This window comes from Pseudactinotalea sp. HY160, from assembly GCF_009372055.1.
In the GTDB taxonomy this organism is placed as follows: Bacteria; Actinomycetota; Actinomycetes; order Actinomycetales; family Beutenbergiaceae; genus HY158.
The window spans coordinates 67,967-83,438 of the sequence record NZ_WHMT01000011.1 but is presented as its reverse complement, the minus strand read 5'-3'; the positions used below and the strand labels follow the sequence as shown (position 1 = coordinate 83,438).

Sequence of the window (15,472 nt, the reverse complement as noted above, 5' to 3'; positions counted from 1 at the left end):
TCACCGCTGCGGGGGCGTCACGGGCTCGGAACGGCCGCGAAGATCGCGTCGATCAGGGCCTCGGGGGCGACGTTGTTGGCGAGGGCGTCGTAGGTGCGCACGAGGCGGTGACGCAGGATCGCGTGCCGGAACGACTTGACGTCGTCGGGCACCACGTACGAACGGCCCTCCTGCAACGCGACGGCCTGCGCGATCCGCATGAGCGCGATGCCCCCGCGCGGGGAGGAGCCGACGCGCACGTGCTTGGTGAAGTCCGGCAGCGGGCGGGGTCCGCCGCCGCGGGTCGTGTTGATGATCGCCACGATGTACTGCTTGATCGCCGTGTCGACGTAGACCTTGGTGGTCAGGTGCTGCAGGAACGAGACGTCCTCCAGCGTGATCGGGGATCCCGTCAGGGGCGCCTCCATCGACCCGGTGTAGATGCGGTCGAGGATCGTCACCTCGTTCTCGGGGCTGGGGTAGGAGAGCACCTCCTTCATGAGGAACCGGTCCATCTGGGCCTCGGGCAGCACGTAGGTGCCCTCCTCCTCGATGGGGTTCTGGGTCGCCATGACCATGAACGGCTTCGGCAGCGGATAGTTGGTGCCGCCGATCGAGGTCTGGCGCTCCTGCATCGCCTCGAGCATCGCCGCCTGTGTCTTGGCCGAGGACCGGTTGATCTCGTCGAGCAGCACGAGGTTGGCGTGCACCGGGCCGAGCTGGGTCGAGAACTCGCCCGTGCCGTAGTTGTAGATCTGAGTGCCGACGATGTCGTTGGGCATGAGGTCGGGCGTGCACTGGATGCGGTGGAACTTCCCGCCGACCGAGGCGGCGAGGGTCTCCGCGGCGGTGGTCTTGGCGAGGCCGGGCACCGATTCGAGGAGCACGTGCCCGCCGGCGACGAGCGAGCTGATGAGCGCGGTGCGCAGGGCCTCCTGGCCCACGATGCGCTGATCGAACACCCGCACCATCCGGCCGAGCAGGTCGGTTGCCCGCTGCCCCTCGTCGAACGAGATCGGGGAGGTGCGCGGCGCCAGACGGCTGGGTGCGGCGGTGGTCATACTCGGGAGTCTCCTCGGTGTCACGGGTGCCGTGCCAGTGCGGTGGCTGCAATGACTCAGCGATTATGCCTCATCGATCTGACACCGGCCTGAACGGCCGGTCGATTGGTCGATCGGGCTCCCGGCTCCAGCTCGAACGCGGGCTCACAGGCTCACAGGGTCGCAGGGGCGCAGGGGCGCAGGGTCGCAGGTCACAGGGGCCGGAGGGGGCCGGTGTCGGCGCGGCCGGTTAGGCTCGAGGCGTGGCGCGAACGCAGTGGCAACGAATGGTGTGGTGGGTGGCCGGGATCGCCGGCACCCTCGTGGTCGCGGCCGCGCTCGCGCTGGCCCTCTCGGGCAGCGCCGAGGCGACGTTGCTGGCCGACCCCGGCGTACTCGTGCGATGGGGCCGTCCGATCATCAACGGCCTGGCGGACCTGGCCGCATCCGTCACGATCGGCGGCTCGATGCTCCTGGTCTTCGTGCTCGCCGTGCGCACCCCCGCCTGGGAGCGGGCGCGCACGGTGGTCGCGGCGGCCGCCACGGTCTGGACGATCGCGCTCACCGCTCAACTCGTGTTCACCTACGCGGCCGTGTCCGGGAGGCCGATCGGCGAACCCGGATTCGGGAACGAGCTGGCCTACTACCTGACCGAGCTCGGGGCCGGCAAGGCCCGGCTCGTCACGCTCATCCTCGCCGCCCTCACCTCCGTCGCCGCCGTCGCCATCGCCGGCTGGGGCAGTGCGCTGCTCACGCTCGTCATGTCGGTCTCGGTGATCATCCCGATCGCCGTGCTCGGGCACGCCGCCGGCGCCCAGAACCACGACCTCGCGATGAACGCCGGATTCATCCACATCGTCACCGTCGGAATCTGGGTCGGGGCACTCCTCGTGCTCATGCTCGTGCGTCCGGTGCTCTCGGCGGGCCGGGCGGCCGGAGCCGTGGCCGGAGCCGCGGCCCGGGCCGGCAGTGACCGGGGCGAGCGTCACCGGGGCGGCAACGATCCCTCTGCCACGGAGCGACCCGGTCGCGACCGGGCCGGGAGGCCGCGGGGCGGGCGGGAGTTGTCGACCGCGGGCCCCGACGTCACGGGCGCCGCCGCCCGATTCTCCACGATCGCCGCGTGGTGCTACGTGGGCGTCGCCGTCTCCGGGATCGCGAACGCCGTGCTGCGCCTGGGCGATCTGAGCGGGCTGGGCACCACGTACGGGTCCCTGCTCATCGCGAAGATCGTCGCCTTCGGGCTGCTCGGCTTCGCCGGGGCCTGGCACCGCCGTTCGACCATCGCGGCGCTGGCCGAGCGGCCGCGCGCCTTCTGGCGCCTCGCCGGCGGCGAACTGTTCGTCATGGCCGCCGCGATGGGGCTGGCCGTCGTGCTCGCCTCGACCGCCCCGCCGGTTCCGCAGGACCCGATCGAGGCTCCGAGTCCGGCCCAGGTGCTCTCCCAGCGGGACGTGCCGCTGCCGCCGACCTTCGGTCGCTGGTTCAGTGAGTTCTACCCGGACCTGCTGTTCGGTGCCCTGACGGTGGTCATGGCCGTCGTCTACATCCGATGGGTGCTGCGCCTGCGTCGGCGCGGGGACTCCTGGCCGCTCGGCCGCACCGTTCCCTGGCTGCTCGGAGTGCTCGGATTCGGCTACCTCAACCTCGGCGGAGCCGCCGTATACGGGCACATCCTCTTCAGCGCACACATGATCGCGCACATGAGCCTCGTCATGATCCTGCCGATCCTGCTCGTGCTCGGGGCACCGGTGACCCTGGCGGTGCGCGCCCTGCCCGCGCGCCACGACGGCTCCCGCGGGCCGCGCGAATGGCTGCTCGCGATCGTGCACTCCAGATGGGCGGGTTTCCTGTCGAACCCGATCGTCGCGGCCGGGAACGTCATCGTGTCGATGGCCGTCTTCTACTTCACCCCGCTCATCGTGTTCGCGATGACCACCCATATTGGGCACGTGCTCATGATCGTGCACTTCACCCTCATCGGGTATCTGTTCGTCAACGTGCTCATCGGCATCGACCCGGGCCCGACCCGGCCCGGATACCCGCTACGGCTCGTGCTGCTGCTCGCCACGATGGCCTTCCACGCCTTCTTCGCGCTCGCGATCATGTCGATGACCGACCTCATCGGCGCCGACTACTTCGGGCGGCTCGGGCTCCCGTGGGGTGTCGACGCGCTCGCCGACCAGTACACCGGCGGGCAGATCACGTGGGGTATCGGGGAACTCCCCTCCCTCGCGCTCGCCGTGACGCTCGCCCTCATGTGGGCCAAGACCGACGAACGCACCGCCCGCCGCACGGACCGCCAGGCGGACCGCGACGGCGGGGCCGAACTCGCCGAGTACAACGCGATGCTCGCCCGCCTCGCCGACGAGGAGCCCGAGGACTCCTCGCACTCGCCCACCCGGTGACGGCCGCCGGCTCCTGAGCGGGGACCTCCACCCACGCCGGAGATGTCTCCTGTATCGGGCCATGGGTGACAGTTCCGCATCGGGACATCGGTGATGCGTGCTGTCTCAGGACGCCGGCGAGCGCGGCCGAGCGGTGCTCGGGGTCCCACCGAGCCCGACGGGACTCAGATCCTGATCCGCAGCCCCAGGTCGACGATCCTGTCGCTGGGAATCTGATACCGCGTCGTCGGATCCAGGGCGTTGCGCTTGAGCACGGCGTAGAGACGTTCGCGCCAGGCGGCCAGCCCGCGGCGGCGGCCGTGGCCCTGCAGCGGCTGCTCGTGCTCGATGTAGTAGGTCACCTCGTCGAGGTCGATGCCCAGTCGGCCCCGGCACCGGTTGAGCTCGGAGGGCACGTTGACCCGCTGCAGGTAGCCGTAGTGCAGCACGACCCGGGCGAATCCCTCGCCGAGGTCGTCGACGTGGATCCGCTCGTCTGCGGTGGTGCGCGGGACGTCCTCGACGAGCACACCGAGGAGCACGACCCGGCGCTGCAGCGCGCGCGTGCGCTGCACGTGATGGGTGAGCGAGGGCGGCGTGCCGGTGAGCCACGGCGTGAGGAACACGGCCGCGCCGGGCACCCGGGCGACGTCCTCCTCCCGCAGCCGGGTGTGCACGGTCTCGATCGGGTGGGAGTCCGCGGTCGTCCTGCCGGCGAGCAGCTCCCCGCCCCGGCGCCAGGTGGACAGGACGGCGAAGAACCCGGCGCCGACCAGCACCGGGAACCAGCCACCGTGGGGAACCCGCAGCAGATTCGAGCCGAGGAAGGCCAGCTCCGCCACGAGGAACGCTCCGAACACCACACCCGCCCGCCACCTCGGCCAACCGAGCCGCTCCCGGGTGATCACGAACGCCAGGACCGTGGTCACGACCATCGTGGTGTTCACGCTGATCCCGTACGCGCTGGCCAGGCGCTCGGAGGTCTGGAAGGTGAGCACGAGCACGATCGCCGCACTCATGAGGATCCGGTTGATCGCCGGCACATACACCTGGCCCGGACTCTCCGCGGAGGTCTGCACCACCCGCAGCGGCGGCATCATCCCGAGCCGTCCGGCCGCGCGCGTGAGCGAGAACGCTCCGGTGATGGCCGCCTGGGAGGCGATGATCGTGGCGACCGTGGCCAGTACCACCATCGGAACGAGCAGGGCGGTCGGCACGAGGCGGAAGAACGGGGACTCGGACGAGGAGGGATCGCGGAGCAGCCCCGCCCCCTGCCCGAGGTAGCTGAGCAGAAGCGCGGGAAGCACGAACGCGAACCACAGCCGGCGGATCGACCGGGTCCCGAAGTGGCCCAGGTCGGCGTACAGGGCCTCGGCGCCGGTGGTCACGAGGAACACGGCGAAGAGGACGACGAGGCCGGTCACCGGTGCCTGGGCGAGGAAGCCCGCGGCGCGGCGCGGATCGATCGCGGCGAGCACCTGCGGTGCCCGGGTGATCCCGTACAGCCCGAGCGCTCCGATCGAGGCGAACCACAGCGCCATGACCGGCCCGAACGCCGCCCCGATCCGCGCCGTACCGAATCGCTGCACGAGGAAGAGCGCGACCAGGATGGCGATCGTGATCGGCACGACGAGGCGGCCCGTCCCCGGTGCGGCGATCTCGAGACCCTCGACGGCGCTGAGGATCGAGATCGCCGGGGTGATCATGACGCCGGCGTAGAGCATCGCCGCGCCGGCCAGCCCGAGCAGGACCAGGGCTCGCCGCCGAATCCGCCCGAGTGCCCGCCACGGCCGCAGCAGCGCGATGAGTGCGAACAATCCGCCCTCACCGCGGTTGTCGAGACGCAGGATCACGCCCATGTACTTGATCGAGACCACGACGATGAGGGTCCACAGCACGAGCGAGAGGATGCCGAGCACGTTCGCCGCGGTGGCCTCGAGCGTCACCACCCTCCCGGAGAACGCGGTCCGCAGGGCGTAGATCGTGCTCGTGCCCAGGTCGCCGTAGACCACCCCGAGCACGGCCAGCAGGAACAGGACCCGCCGGGAGCCGCCCGCGCGGGTGGCCCTGTCCTCGGCGGATGTCGCCCGGGCGCGGTCCGGGCGATCCTGGGAGGCGACCTCCGGGGGCTCGCTCATCTCCGCGGTGCTCCCGGGCCCCTGGTCACAGTCGCCATCGGACACCTCCGCTGCCTCGCCGCGTCGCTCTCAAACTAGCGCGCGCAGCGCCACGGGAACATGGCGATGCCCCCGCAGGAACTCCTGCGGGGGCATCGCCGTGACGGCCTCGGGGGCCTCAGCGCGTCACTCGTACAGGACGGCCGCGATCTCCGGGTCGTCGATGTTGCTCGCGTCGTACCAGTAGAAGCCGGTGTCGATCGTCTCGGGCAGTTCCTCGCCGGCGATCGCCTTGAGCGCGGCCTTGACCACCTCGGCACCCATGCCGACCGGGTTCTGCGTGATCGCCCCGGCCATGAGCCCGGAGCGGATCGCGTCGATCTGCGCCTTGCCGGAGTCGAAGCCGACGACCACGACGTCGCCGCCGGCACCCGCCTCCTCGACGCCCTTGACCACGCCGATCGCCGAGCCCTCGTTCGAGCCGTAGATGCCGGCCACGTCCGGGTTCGCGGTGAGGATCGACTTGGTGATGTTCGCCGACTTGTTCTGGTCGCCGTCGCCGTACTGCGGCTCCATGAGCTCGACGTCGGGGGCGTTGGCCTCCATCCACTCGATGAAGCCGTCGCGGCGGTCCTGACCGGAACCGGAGGTCTGGTCGTGCACGACCATCGCGACCTTGCCCTTGTTGCCGATGAGCTCGGCCATGTGCTTGGCGGCCTCCGCGGCGGCGGCCTTGTTGTCGGTCGAGGCGGTGGTCAGCGGCACATCCGAGTCCACGCCGGAGTCGAACGCGATGACCGGGATGTCCTGGGTCTGCGCCTGCTGCAGCAGCCCCTCGGCGGCCTTGGAGTCGAGGGCGGCGAAGCCGATCGCGGCCGGGCTCTTGGCCAGCGCGGTCTGGAGCATGTTGATCTGGTCCTCGACGTCGGCCTCGGTGGCCGGGCCCTCGAACGTGATCGTCGCCTTGCCCTCGGCCTCGTCCTCGGCGCCGTTCTTGACGGCCTGCCAGAACTGGTGCTGGAAGCCCTTGGAGACGATCGCGATGTAGGGCAGGTCGTCGCCGCCGCCCTCGCCGCCGCCGTCGTTGTTGCCGCCGTCGGCGCTACCCGTGTCGTCGCCGCTCGAGCAGGCGGCCAGTCCGACGGTGACGGCGGAGGCGGCAGCGCCCATCAGCAGAGTCCGTCTGCGCATGGTGATACTCCTTCATTGTGGCTCTCACCCGTGAGAGCGGGGTGTGATCTGACGTGGGTTCATCGATTTCGGACGGCGTAGCTCGCCCGGGTCCCGCAGGCTCGGCTGCGGGGGGTCTCAGGTGGTGGTGCGTTGGCGCACGGTGTCGGCGAACACGGCCGCGAGGATGACGGCGCCGAGGATGACGTTCTGCCATTCCTGCGGCACCGACATGAGCTGGAGGCCGTTGTTGATCACGGAGATGATCAGCGCGCCGATGACGGTGCCGACGATCGAGCCCTTCCCGCCCATGAGGGAGGTGCCGCCGATGACCACGGCGGCGATCGCCTGGAGCTCGTACCCCATGCCGATCGCGGGCTGGGCCGAGCCGAGCCGGGCGGCGATCATCACGCCGGCGAGGCCGGTGAACAGGCCCGCGAACGTGTAGATGAGGATCTTCCACTTGGTCACGTTGACCCCGGAGATCGCCGTGGCCTCCTCGTTCGAGCCGATCGCGTAGGTGTAGCGCCCGAGGACGGTGCGGTTGAGCACGATCCCGGCGATGATCGCGGCACCGATGAGCACGAGCACGGCGTTGGGCACCTGCGGGATGAGGGTGCCGGTGGACAGGTCCATGAAGCCGCCGTCGGTGTCCCGGTCGACGTAGATCGGGGCGCTGTCGGAGAACACGAGGGCGAGGCCCTCGGCGACCATCATCATCGCGAGGGTCGCGATGAACGGCGGGAGCTTCGCCACGGCGATGAAGACCCCGTTGACGAGCCCGACGAGCCCGCCGAACGCGATCGCGAGCACGACCCCGAGCTGCCAGGACAGGCCGATGTTCGTGATGAAGTTGCCGGCCATGACGGCGCACAGCGCCATCCCGGTGCCGATCGACAGGTCGATCCCGGCCGTGATGATGACGAAGGTCGTGCCCAGGGCGAGGGTGCCGATGACCACCGCGGAGAACAGCATGTTCCCCACGATGTTGTCGAACGTGAAGAACACCGGCGAGGCCAGCGAGAACACGATCATGATGACGATGAGTCCGGCGAAGGCGAGCATCTGCTGCAGGCCGGTGCGCAGGTGGCCCATGAGTCCCGCGCCGGTGCCGGCCGTCGAGGAGCGCACCTCGGTCGTGGTGGGTGTGGTCATGCTAGTCCTGCCTCGGTAGTGACGGATCCGCGACTGCTCTCGGATTCGGGGCGGAGGGTGGCCAGGTGCATCACGTTCTCCTGCGTGACGTCGCCGGACTCGAGCTCGCCGGTGACCCGGCCCTCGCTCATGACGACCACTCGGTGGGCCATCCGCAGCACCTCCGGGAGCTCGGAGGAGATCATGATGATCGACTTGCCGGCGGCGGCCAGCTCGTTGAGGAGCCGGTAGATCTCGTCCTTCGCCCCGACGTCGATCCCCCGGGTGGGCTCATCGAAGATGAGCACGTCGCAGTCCTTGGCGAGCCACTTCGCGATGACCACCTTCTGTTGGTTCCCGCCCGAGAGGTTCCCCACGACCTGCTTGATGGACGGGGTGCGCACGCCGAGGGTGTCCACGTGCGTGCGCGAGACCCGGTTGATGTCGCGGTCGCGCACGAAGCCGGCGGCGCTGAAGTGCTCCGAGAGGGAGGACAGGGCGATGTTGTTCGAGACCGCGAGGTTGAGCATGAGCCCGAACCGCTTGCGGTCCTCCGAGAGGTAGCCGATCCCGTACTCGGCGGCCCGCGCCGGGTGGGGGATCCGCACGGGCTTGCCGTGCAGGGTGATCGTGCCGTCGGTGATCGGGTCGGCGCCGACGATCGCGCGGGCGACCTCGGTCCGGCCGGCGCCCATGAGCCCGGCGAAGCCGAGGATCTCACCCTTGCGCAGCTCGAAGGAGACGTCCTGGAGCAGTTCCTTCGTGTGCAGCCCCTCGACCGCGAGAATCACCTCACGGTCGGCGCGGACGTTCTGGGGGCCGACGCTCGTGTCGATCTCGCGCCCGACCATGTGGGCGATGACCTCCGGCATCGACGTCGTGGCGGTCTCCACGGTCGTGACGTACAGTCCGTCGCGGATCACGGTGATGCGATCGGAGATGGCGCTCAGCTCGTCCATCCGGTGGGAGATGTAGATGACGGCCGTGCTCGGGCTGATGAACCGGCGGATGAGCTCGTGCAGCGTCGCCACCTCGGCGTCGTTGAGGGCCGCGGTCGGCTCGTCCATGATGAGGACCTTGGTGGAGGAGCTGCTCAGCGCCTTGGCGATCTCGACCATCTGCTGCTTGGCCACGGTGAGCCGGTGGACCGGCTCGCGGGGATCGAGGTCGAGTCCGAGCCGGTCGAGGAGTTCGCGCGCCATCTCGTTCAGGCGCCGGTCGTCGGTGAACAGCCCGGCCCGGCGGGGCTCGCGGCCGATGAAGATGTTCTGCGCGACCGAGAGGTCGGGCATGAGGTGGAACTCCTGGTGGATGATGCTGATGCCGAGTTCCTCGGCGTGCCGGGGGCCGGAGGGCGTGTAGTCCTCGCCGTCGAGCGTGAACGTGCCGGAGTCGGGGGTGTACAGGCCCGAGAGCAGCTTCATGAGGGTCGACTTGCCCGCGCCGTTCTCGCCGACGAGCGCGAGCACCTCGCCGTAGCGCACGTCGAGACGCATGTTGTCGAGTGCCTGCACGCCGGGGAATCCCTTGGAGACTCCCTCGAGGCTGAGCAGTGTGTCGGTCCCGGTCATGCTCGCGGCTCCGGCCCGGCCGCACGGGCACGCCGGGTCCGCGACGACGGCCGTGCGGGGGATACGCGAGCGGGCATGAGACCACTTCCTTGGGATCGGGACGAGCTACCAATGTCGACCATCAAACATCGGACGTTTCGGCGCTGTCAAGTTCGCTCAGGTCACGATTGCGCATAGTAACCGGAAGCGCTGGGAGCGGATCGGGTCCGCGTCCCCGTCATCCCGTGACCGTCGCCCGATGCGCCGTCGGCGACCAGCCGGTCGGCGGTGAGCGTGACGCGCAGTCCGTCGGGGGTGACCTCGGCGGACCGGAGCTCGATCCCCGGGGGAGCGTCGTCGAGACCGATCCGCACGCCGAGTGCGGCCGGATCGATCCCCCACTCGGCAAGCCGGGGCGACGTGAGCCCGACGTCGGCGCCGGCGATGGTCATGCGGGTGGGAACGAGGCGAAGTTCCCGCTCCCGTGCCTCGGGGCGCAGGGCGATCTCGACGGGCAGGGCGCCGGCGACCCGGGCCGACACGGTGAGCTCCCCGGCCCCGCCGGAGACGCGGAGGTCGCCGAGCACGCCCCCGTGGCCGAGGCGCGCGGCGGCCAGGGCCGAGAGATCGGACATCGGCACGGTCGCGCTCGCCGTGACGTCGTGCACGGTCATGGGCGAGGTCAGACTCGCCGAGCCGATCCGCACGTCGACCGCGGTGACGCTCAACGGCTCGGCCAGGACCGACTCGAGCGGCACGCGATCGGCATGGATCTCCAGGTCGGTCAGCCGGCCCCGCACGAGGTCGATGAGGATCGGGTGGGCGGGAAGTGAGGTGGAGACGCCCGTGGAGCCCGGAAGCTCGCTGTCGATGGCGCCGGCCACGCGGGCGTGCACCTGCGCCCGGGCGATCGCCTCCCCGGCGACGGCCACGGCGACCACGAGCGCGACGAGCACGAGCGGGAGGAGCCATCGGCGGCGCGTCGCTCGGGCGCGGGTCCGTGCCATGGCGAGCTACGCCGTCCGCACGCGATCGAGGAACACGAGCGTGCGGCGCCATGCCTCGGCGGAGGCGCGGGCGTGGTGGAAGCGGGGGATCGGATTGTCGAAGGCGTGCCCCGCGCCGTCATACAGGTGGAACTCGACCGGGGCGCGGGCGGCCGTGACCCGCTCGCGGATCGCGCGGACCGCCTCGAGGGGGACGTAGGCGTCGGCCGTCCCGAAGTGATGCAGGCTCGGGCGCTCGACGCGGAGGGTCGGCTCGGCCGTGAGCGCGGGCAGGGCCGAGCCGTAATAGGACACGAGGGCCGAGGCCGGGGGCTCCGTGTGCTCAGCGGGCTCTCGGGGGGCGGGCGTCTCGGCGGTCTCGGCCGCGGCGGCATAGGCGAGTCCGCCCCCGTAGCAGAAGCCCAGCAACGTCACCGGCGGAGAGTCGGGACCCGCGGCCGCGAGGTCGCGGCTCAGGCGCGCGACGGTGGCGCGGGTATCGGCGACGGCCGTGTCCCAGTCGGTCGCGGCGGCGAGCGCCAGGCCGCGCTCGAGGAGGTCGGGGGCGTCCTCGGGCACGGGCTCGCTCGACTCGCGGAAGAAGAGGACCGGCACGTCGACCGTGTAGCCGGCCCGGGCCAGATCCGCCGCCCGGGTGCGGATGTAGTCGGTGACGCCGAAGATCTCCTGCACGAGCACGACCCCGGCGGCCGGGCTCGTGTCGAGGCCGGCGGGGTGCCACCGCAGCACGGGCAGGTCCCCGCCGGGGCGGGGAAGGACGTGGCTGGTGGGCTGGGACATGGGGCTCGCTCGCTCGGCTGGGCGCCGTCTCGGACCGGGGCGCCGCTCGTGCCGATTCTAGGCCGCGGTGACCTCCCGCGCCCCGACCGCGCGCAGCACGAAGGCGGTGATCGTCTCGATCGCCTGCTCGCGCTCGACCGGGTTGAGCGGCAGGGTGCGGGACTGCAGGCACGAGTGGATCAGGGGTACGACGGCGGACACGTCCTGCTCGGGCAGGCCGCCGTGCTCGATCCCGGCGCTGAGGATGCTCCGGAGCAGCTGGGCGACCTCGCGCACGTGCTCGCCGAGCCGGGCCACGGTGTCCCGGGAGACGACGGAGGCGAGGGAGGGGCCGGGCGCGAAGTGGTAGGGGTGCTGGAGGAGGAGCTGGGCGCGGACGTAGACCCGCAGCTGCTCCTCCGGGTCCTCCACGCCGACGAGGGCCGCCCGCATATTCGTCACGAACTCACCGGTCTCGTGCTCGATGAACGCGAGCAGGAGCGCCTCCTTGTCGGGGAAGTGGTTGTAGACCGACGTCCGCCCCACCTTGGCCCGCGCGGCGATCTGGGCGAGCGTGACCGAGTCGAAACCGCGTTCGCCCATGAGTTCGGCCAGGGCCGTGAAGAGCTTCTGGCGGACCTGCTGTCGATGTTCTGCGAGGGTGGAACCGATGATCTTGGGCACGCGTCCACTATGCCAGTTCCTGACGAAAATGCCGAATAAGTCGTGATCTAGACGACAGGCTGGTGCGCGGAGGCGACCGAGCCCCCCGTGGTCGGACCGTCGTCGGGTCGTCGTCGGCCCTGGGTCAGGGGCAGTCGTGGGTGTCAGGCCGAGAGCTCGTCGAGCAGCGCGGTGACGATGGGCACGTCGGGCTCGAGCCAGGGCACGGAGAAGGCCTCCGGCAGGGTGAGCCAGCGCAGTTCGTCGTGATCCTGCAGGGGTGCGGGCACCCCGGAGGTGATCCGCGCGAACCACACGTGCATGCGGTAGCCGTTGGCCACGGGCCAGCCGGACTCCGGGCCGGGCAGCCGGTCGCCCAGGCTCACCTCGACGCCCAGTTCCTCGGCCAGTTCGCGATGAAGGGCGGCCTGCGGGGTCTCGCCGGCCTCGATCTTGCCACCGGGGAACTCCCAGCGTCCCGCGAGGGACTTGGGCGCGCTGCGGCGGGCGGCGAGGATCGTCCGCGGCCGCTCGAGGTGGTCGACGATCGCGGCGGCGACGATGAGGCGCGGGGCATCGGGCGAGATCACGCCTGCATCATAGGGGCCGGGATCCACCCGGTCGCGGCGAACGGGGTCGACACATGCAGCCGCGGGTGCGCGGACGGCCGGACGGGGACACGGCGTCGAATCCAGCGTGCGAACACGCAGCCGCGGGTGCGCGGACGGCCGCCTGCCCATCCGCGGCCGTGACGGGGCGGTGCGAATGTGGTGAATCGGGGCGTCCGGCAGCGGGGCCGGGGCGTCGGCGCCGTCCGGTCGGCACGATGCGATCGGACCGAGCCCGGCAGTGCCGGCAGTGTCGACAGGCCTCGGCGGGGCCAACAGGCGTCGGCGGGCAGGGCGCCCTCGATCGACAACGGCCCGACCCGGTTGTGGATAAACGAACGGAACGCGGCCGACTCGTCGATGACAGGAGGCGGCGCGGCCCGCCTGGTGCGGGTGGCCGGCCCCAGTGCGTCACGCCGTGGGCAGCGTGGCGGAATCGTCGACCCGGGCGCGGCAGATTCTGTCGAATCGGCGAATTCCCGCGCGAAAATGCCCACGGCCATTTTCTGGTATATCGATCGGTGACCGGCGGGGGCCGCGGAGCGCCGGCCGGACCGGCGCGGCGGCGGTGGCGGCGGGCGGCACGAGGGCGGGCTGTCCACATCCTCCACAGGGTTATCCCCAGGCCTGTGGACACGCCCTGTGGATGGAGCCCGCCTGGTCGATCGTCGAGTCACGGGAGCCCCTGCCTCCCCAGTCGCCCCACCGGTCCCCCGGGTGCGGCCTGGATCGAACAGCAACGCCCACCGTCGAACACCGACGGCCCTGGCCGGGACCGGTCACGCCCGGGTCGACCGGTCCGGCGCATCCGGTGGGGCCCGCCGGTCCGTGGGGTCCGGGGCCGGCCCTGAGCGCTGCGTCGACCCACTCCCGGATACAGTGGTGCGGTGATCGAACTCAAGACCCCGGCCGAAATCGACGAGATGCGCCCCGCGGGGGCGTTCGTGGCCTCCGTGCTGGACGCCCTCCTGAAGAAGGCCGCCGTCGGGGTCGGGCTGTTCGAGCTCGATGCGCTGGCGCACCGGATGATCCGCGAGGCGGGCGCGGAGTCCTGCTATATCGACTACCACCCCTCCTTCGGCGCCAGCCCGTTCGGCAAGGTGCTGTGCACCTCCGTCAACGACGCCGTGCTCCACGGGCTGCCCCACGACTACACGCTCGCCGACGGCGACCTGCTCTCGGTCGACTTCGCGGCCAAGCTGAACGGCTGGGTCGCCGATTCGGCCGTGAGCATGATCGTGGGCGCGCCGCGGGCCGAGGACCAGCGCGTGATCACAGCGACCGAGGAGGCACTGCAGGCGGCGATCGAGGCCGCCCGGGTGGGCAGGCGGGTCGGCGACATCTCCGCCGCGATCGGTGCGGTGGCTGCGGACTACGGCTACGGCGTCAACACCGACTTCGGGGGCCACGGCGTCGGGCGCACGATGCACGGCGAGCCGCACATCCCCAATAACGGGCGTGCCGGGCGCGGCCTGCCGCTCCGGCCCGGCCTGACGATCGCGATCGAGCCCTGGTTCATGATCGGCACGGCGGAGCTCTTCACCGACGCCGACGGCTGGACCCTGCGGAGCGCCGATGGGTCGCGCGGCGCGCACAGCGAGCACACGATCGCCATCACCCACGACGGACCCGTCGTGCTGACCGCCCGCGACTGAGTCCGAAGGGCGCTGCTCGAGACGGTCCGCTACCCCCGCGCGTCCGGGCGCGGGATTCCGTGCAGATGTGCTGCGCTGACCCGTGCAGAATCTCGCGCTCGGCTCGCTCGGCTCGCTCGGCTCGCTCGGCCCACTGTGCTCACTGGGCCGGCCGTGTGCACCTGTACGCGTAGCGCCGGGCGGCGGCTTCACCTGTACGCGTAGCGCCGGGCGGCGGCGCCCGGCGCTACGCGTGCGGCGTGGGCGAATCAGAGATTCGCGGGGCCCGCCTCCTCGGCGAGCTGCTCCGCGATCCCGAGCCGGTCGTCACGCAGCTGCTCGAGCGCGTCCCGCTCGGCCGAGGCGTCGCCGCGCTCGAGGGTCGGTGCCGCGTCGAGCTGCATCCGCATCATGGGCCGGGCCGCCTGCTCGGCGAACTGGCCCTTGAGGTCGCCGCGCACACGGTTGTCGCTCGCGGTGACCGAGTCGTTTCCGGTGCCGTCGAGGTTGCCCCGGATGATGTTGTCCGAGACCTGCACGGCACCGGTCGTGCCGGAGACGAGCACGTTCCCGCCCCAGACGCTCGGGCCGAGATCGCAGTCGGCGAGTGCGCCGCCGGCTCCGAGCTGGACGCCCACGCCCGTGCTCGCGAAGGTCGCGTGGCGGTCGACCTCGCTGCCGCAGACCATCGCCCCGAACTGGGCGCCGGTGACCGTCAGGGTGCCGCCCACGACGGAGTCGATGATGTCGGTGTACTGCGTGTCGGTGGTCTGCACGGCGCGATCGGCGGTGGAGCTCTCCAGCAGGAACGAACCTCCGGTGGCGGCGATGCGGCCGGAGAACTCGGCCTCGTCGGTCCACAGGAACGTGTCGGGGTTGACGTTCGCGGTGGCCGTGTAGGCCCTCACGTCGGTGTCGTCGAGGTAGACCCCGAACGATCCGCGGTTGACCACATTGCCCGCCACCGTGGATCCCGTCAGGTCGAGGTAGCCGTCGCTCTGCACGACGATCCTGCCCTCGACGGTGAGGCCGTCGGCGACGAGGTCGGCACCGGCGGCGACGCGCACGTCACCCGTGACGGTGATGTCGGTCAGCGAGCACGCCTTCCCGCGGGGAACGAGCAGGTCGCCGGGGACGGTCACCCCGTCGGCCTCGCCCACGCAGTGGGTGGTGAGCGCGGCCTGGGCGGGCGCGGGCCCGACGGCGCCGAATCCGGCGATCGCCATTCCTCCGATGAGCACCGTGGTCAGTCTCTTCTTCATGTCTACTCCTTGTGTCGAGGCGGAATGCCCGGACGCGCACCGTCGATCACGCGCGCGCTGGGGGCGGACGGGGGGTGCCGCCGTGCACGAGGCCGCTCATCGACGAGCTGCGCCGGACCGATGCGCACCGTGCGCGCCATGCGCATCGTGCGCACGCTCGCT

12 protein-coding genes are annotated in these 15,472 nt (G+C 71.0%); 2 read left to right on the top strand and 10 right to left on the bottom strand.

The features are described 5' to 3' along the window. Positions 1–17: 17 nt before the first annotated feature. Positions 18–1,040 (bottom strand): MoxR family ATPase, encoded by a 1,023-nt coding sequence (locus GCG21_RS11340; protein ID WP_152909791.1) that lies wholly within the window; start codon positions 1,038–1,040, stop codon positions 18–20. A gap of 242 nt (positions 1,041–1,282) precedes the next feature. Between GCG21_RS11340 and GCG21_RS11335 the strand changes: the two genes are divergently transcribed. Beyond that, entirely contained in the window at positions 1,283–3,427 is a 2,145-nt protein-coding gene (locus GCG21_RS11335) for a cytochrome c oxidase assembly protein (protein WP_370517469.1), read from the top strand. A gap of 164 nt (positions 3,428–3,591) precedes the next feature. Here GCG21_RS11335 and GCG21_RS11330 read toward each other — a convergent pair whose 3' ends face one another. The 8 genes from GCG21_RS11330 to GCG21_RS11295 form a co-directional block, all read right to left on the bottom strand. Then, the gene (locus GCG21_RS11330) at positions 3,592–5,544 is read right to left on the bottom strand and encodes a potassium transporter Kup (protein ID WP_152909790.1); all 1,953 of its coding nucleotides are present in this window, start codon (positions 5,542–5,544) and stop codon (positions 3,592–3,594) included. Between the two features lie 165 nt (positions 5,545–5,709). Beyond that, entirely contained in the window at positions 5,710–6,714 is a 1,005-nt protein-coding gene (locus tag GCG21_RS11325; RefSeq protein ID WP_152909789.1) for an ABC transporter substrate-binding protein, read from the bottom strand. A 117-nt stretch (positions 6,715–6,831) separates the two neighbouring features. Next, positions 6,832–7,848 (bottom strand): ABC transporter permease, encoded by a 1,017-nt coding sequence (locus tag GCG21_RS11320; RefSeq protein ID WP_152909788.1) that lies wholly within the window; start codon positions 7,846–7,848, stop codon positions 6,832–6,834. Further along, on the bottom strand, positions 7,845–9,398 hold the full coding sequence (locus GCG21_RS11315) for a sugar ABC transporter ATP-binding protein (protein WP_152909787.1): 1,554 nt from the start codon (positions 9,396–9,398) through the stop codon (positions 7,845–7,847). The genes GCG21_RS11320 and GCG21_RS11315 overlap by 4 nt, the downstream gene beginning before the upstream one ends. Positions 9,399–9,559: 161 nt before the next feature. After that, the gene (locus tag GCG21_RS11310) at positions 9,560–10,384 is read right to left on the bottom strand and encodes a DUF2993 domain-containing protein (RefSeq protein ID WP_152909786.1); all 825 of its coding nucleotides are present in this window, start codon (positions 10,382–10,384) and stop codon (positions 9,560–9,562) included. Between the two features lie 6 nt (positions 10,385–10,390). After that, on the bottom strand, positions 10,391–11,164 hold the full coding sequence (locus GCG21_RS11305) for a dienelactone hydrolase family protein (protein WP_152909785.1): 774 nt from the start codon (positions 11,162–11,164) through the stop codon (positions 10,391–10,393). A 57-nt stretch (positions 11,165–11,221) separates the two neighbouring features. Further along, positions 11,222–11,827, bottom strand: a complete 606-nt coding sequence (locus tag GCG21_RS11300) for a TetR/AcrR family transcriptional regulator (RefSeq protein ID WP_153879007.1) — start codon at positions 11,825–11,827, stop codon at positions 11,222–11,224. A 143-nt stretch (positions 11,828–11,970) separates the two neighbouring features. After that, positions 11,971–12,396 carry a (deoxy)nucleoside triphosphate pyrophosphohydrolase gene (locus GCG21_RS11295; RefSeq protein ID WP_305071545.1) on the bottom strand — a complete coding sequence of 142 codons (426 nt, stop codon included), beginning with the start codon at positions 12,394–12,396 and terminating at the stop codon, positions 11,971–11,973. A 905-nt stretch (positions 12,397–13,301) separates the two neighbouring features. On the opposite strand from GCG21_RS11295, the gene map reads away from it, so the two are divergent. Beyond that, positions 13,302–14,069 (top strand): type I methionyl aminopeptidase, encoded by a 768-nt coding sequence (gene map, locus GCG21_RS11290; protein ID WP_153879005.1) that lies wholly within the window; start codon positions 13,302–13,304, stop codon positions 14,067–14,069. 248 nt (positions 14,070–14,317) lie between these two features. On the opposite strand, the gene GCG21_RS11285 is transcribed toward map, so the two are convergent. Further along, complete coding sequence (locus GCG21_RS11285) at positions 14,318–15,310, bottom strand: hypothetical protein (RefSeq protein ID WP_152909783.1); 993 nt, start codon at positions 15,308–15,310, stop codon at positions 14,318–14,320. Between the last annotated feature and the right edge of the window lie 162 nt (positions 15,311–15,472).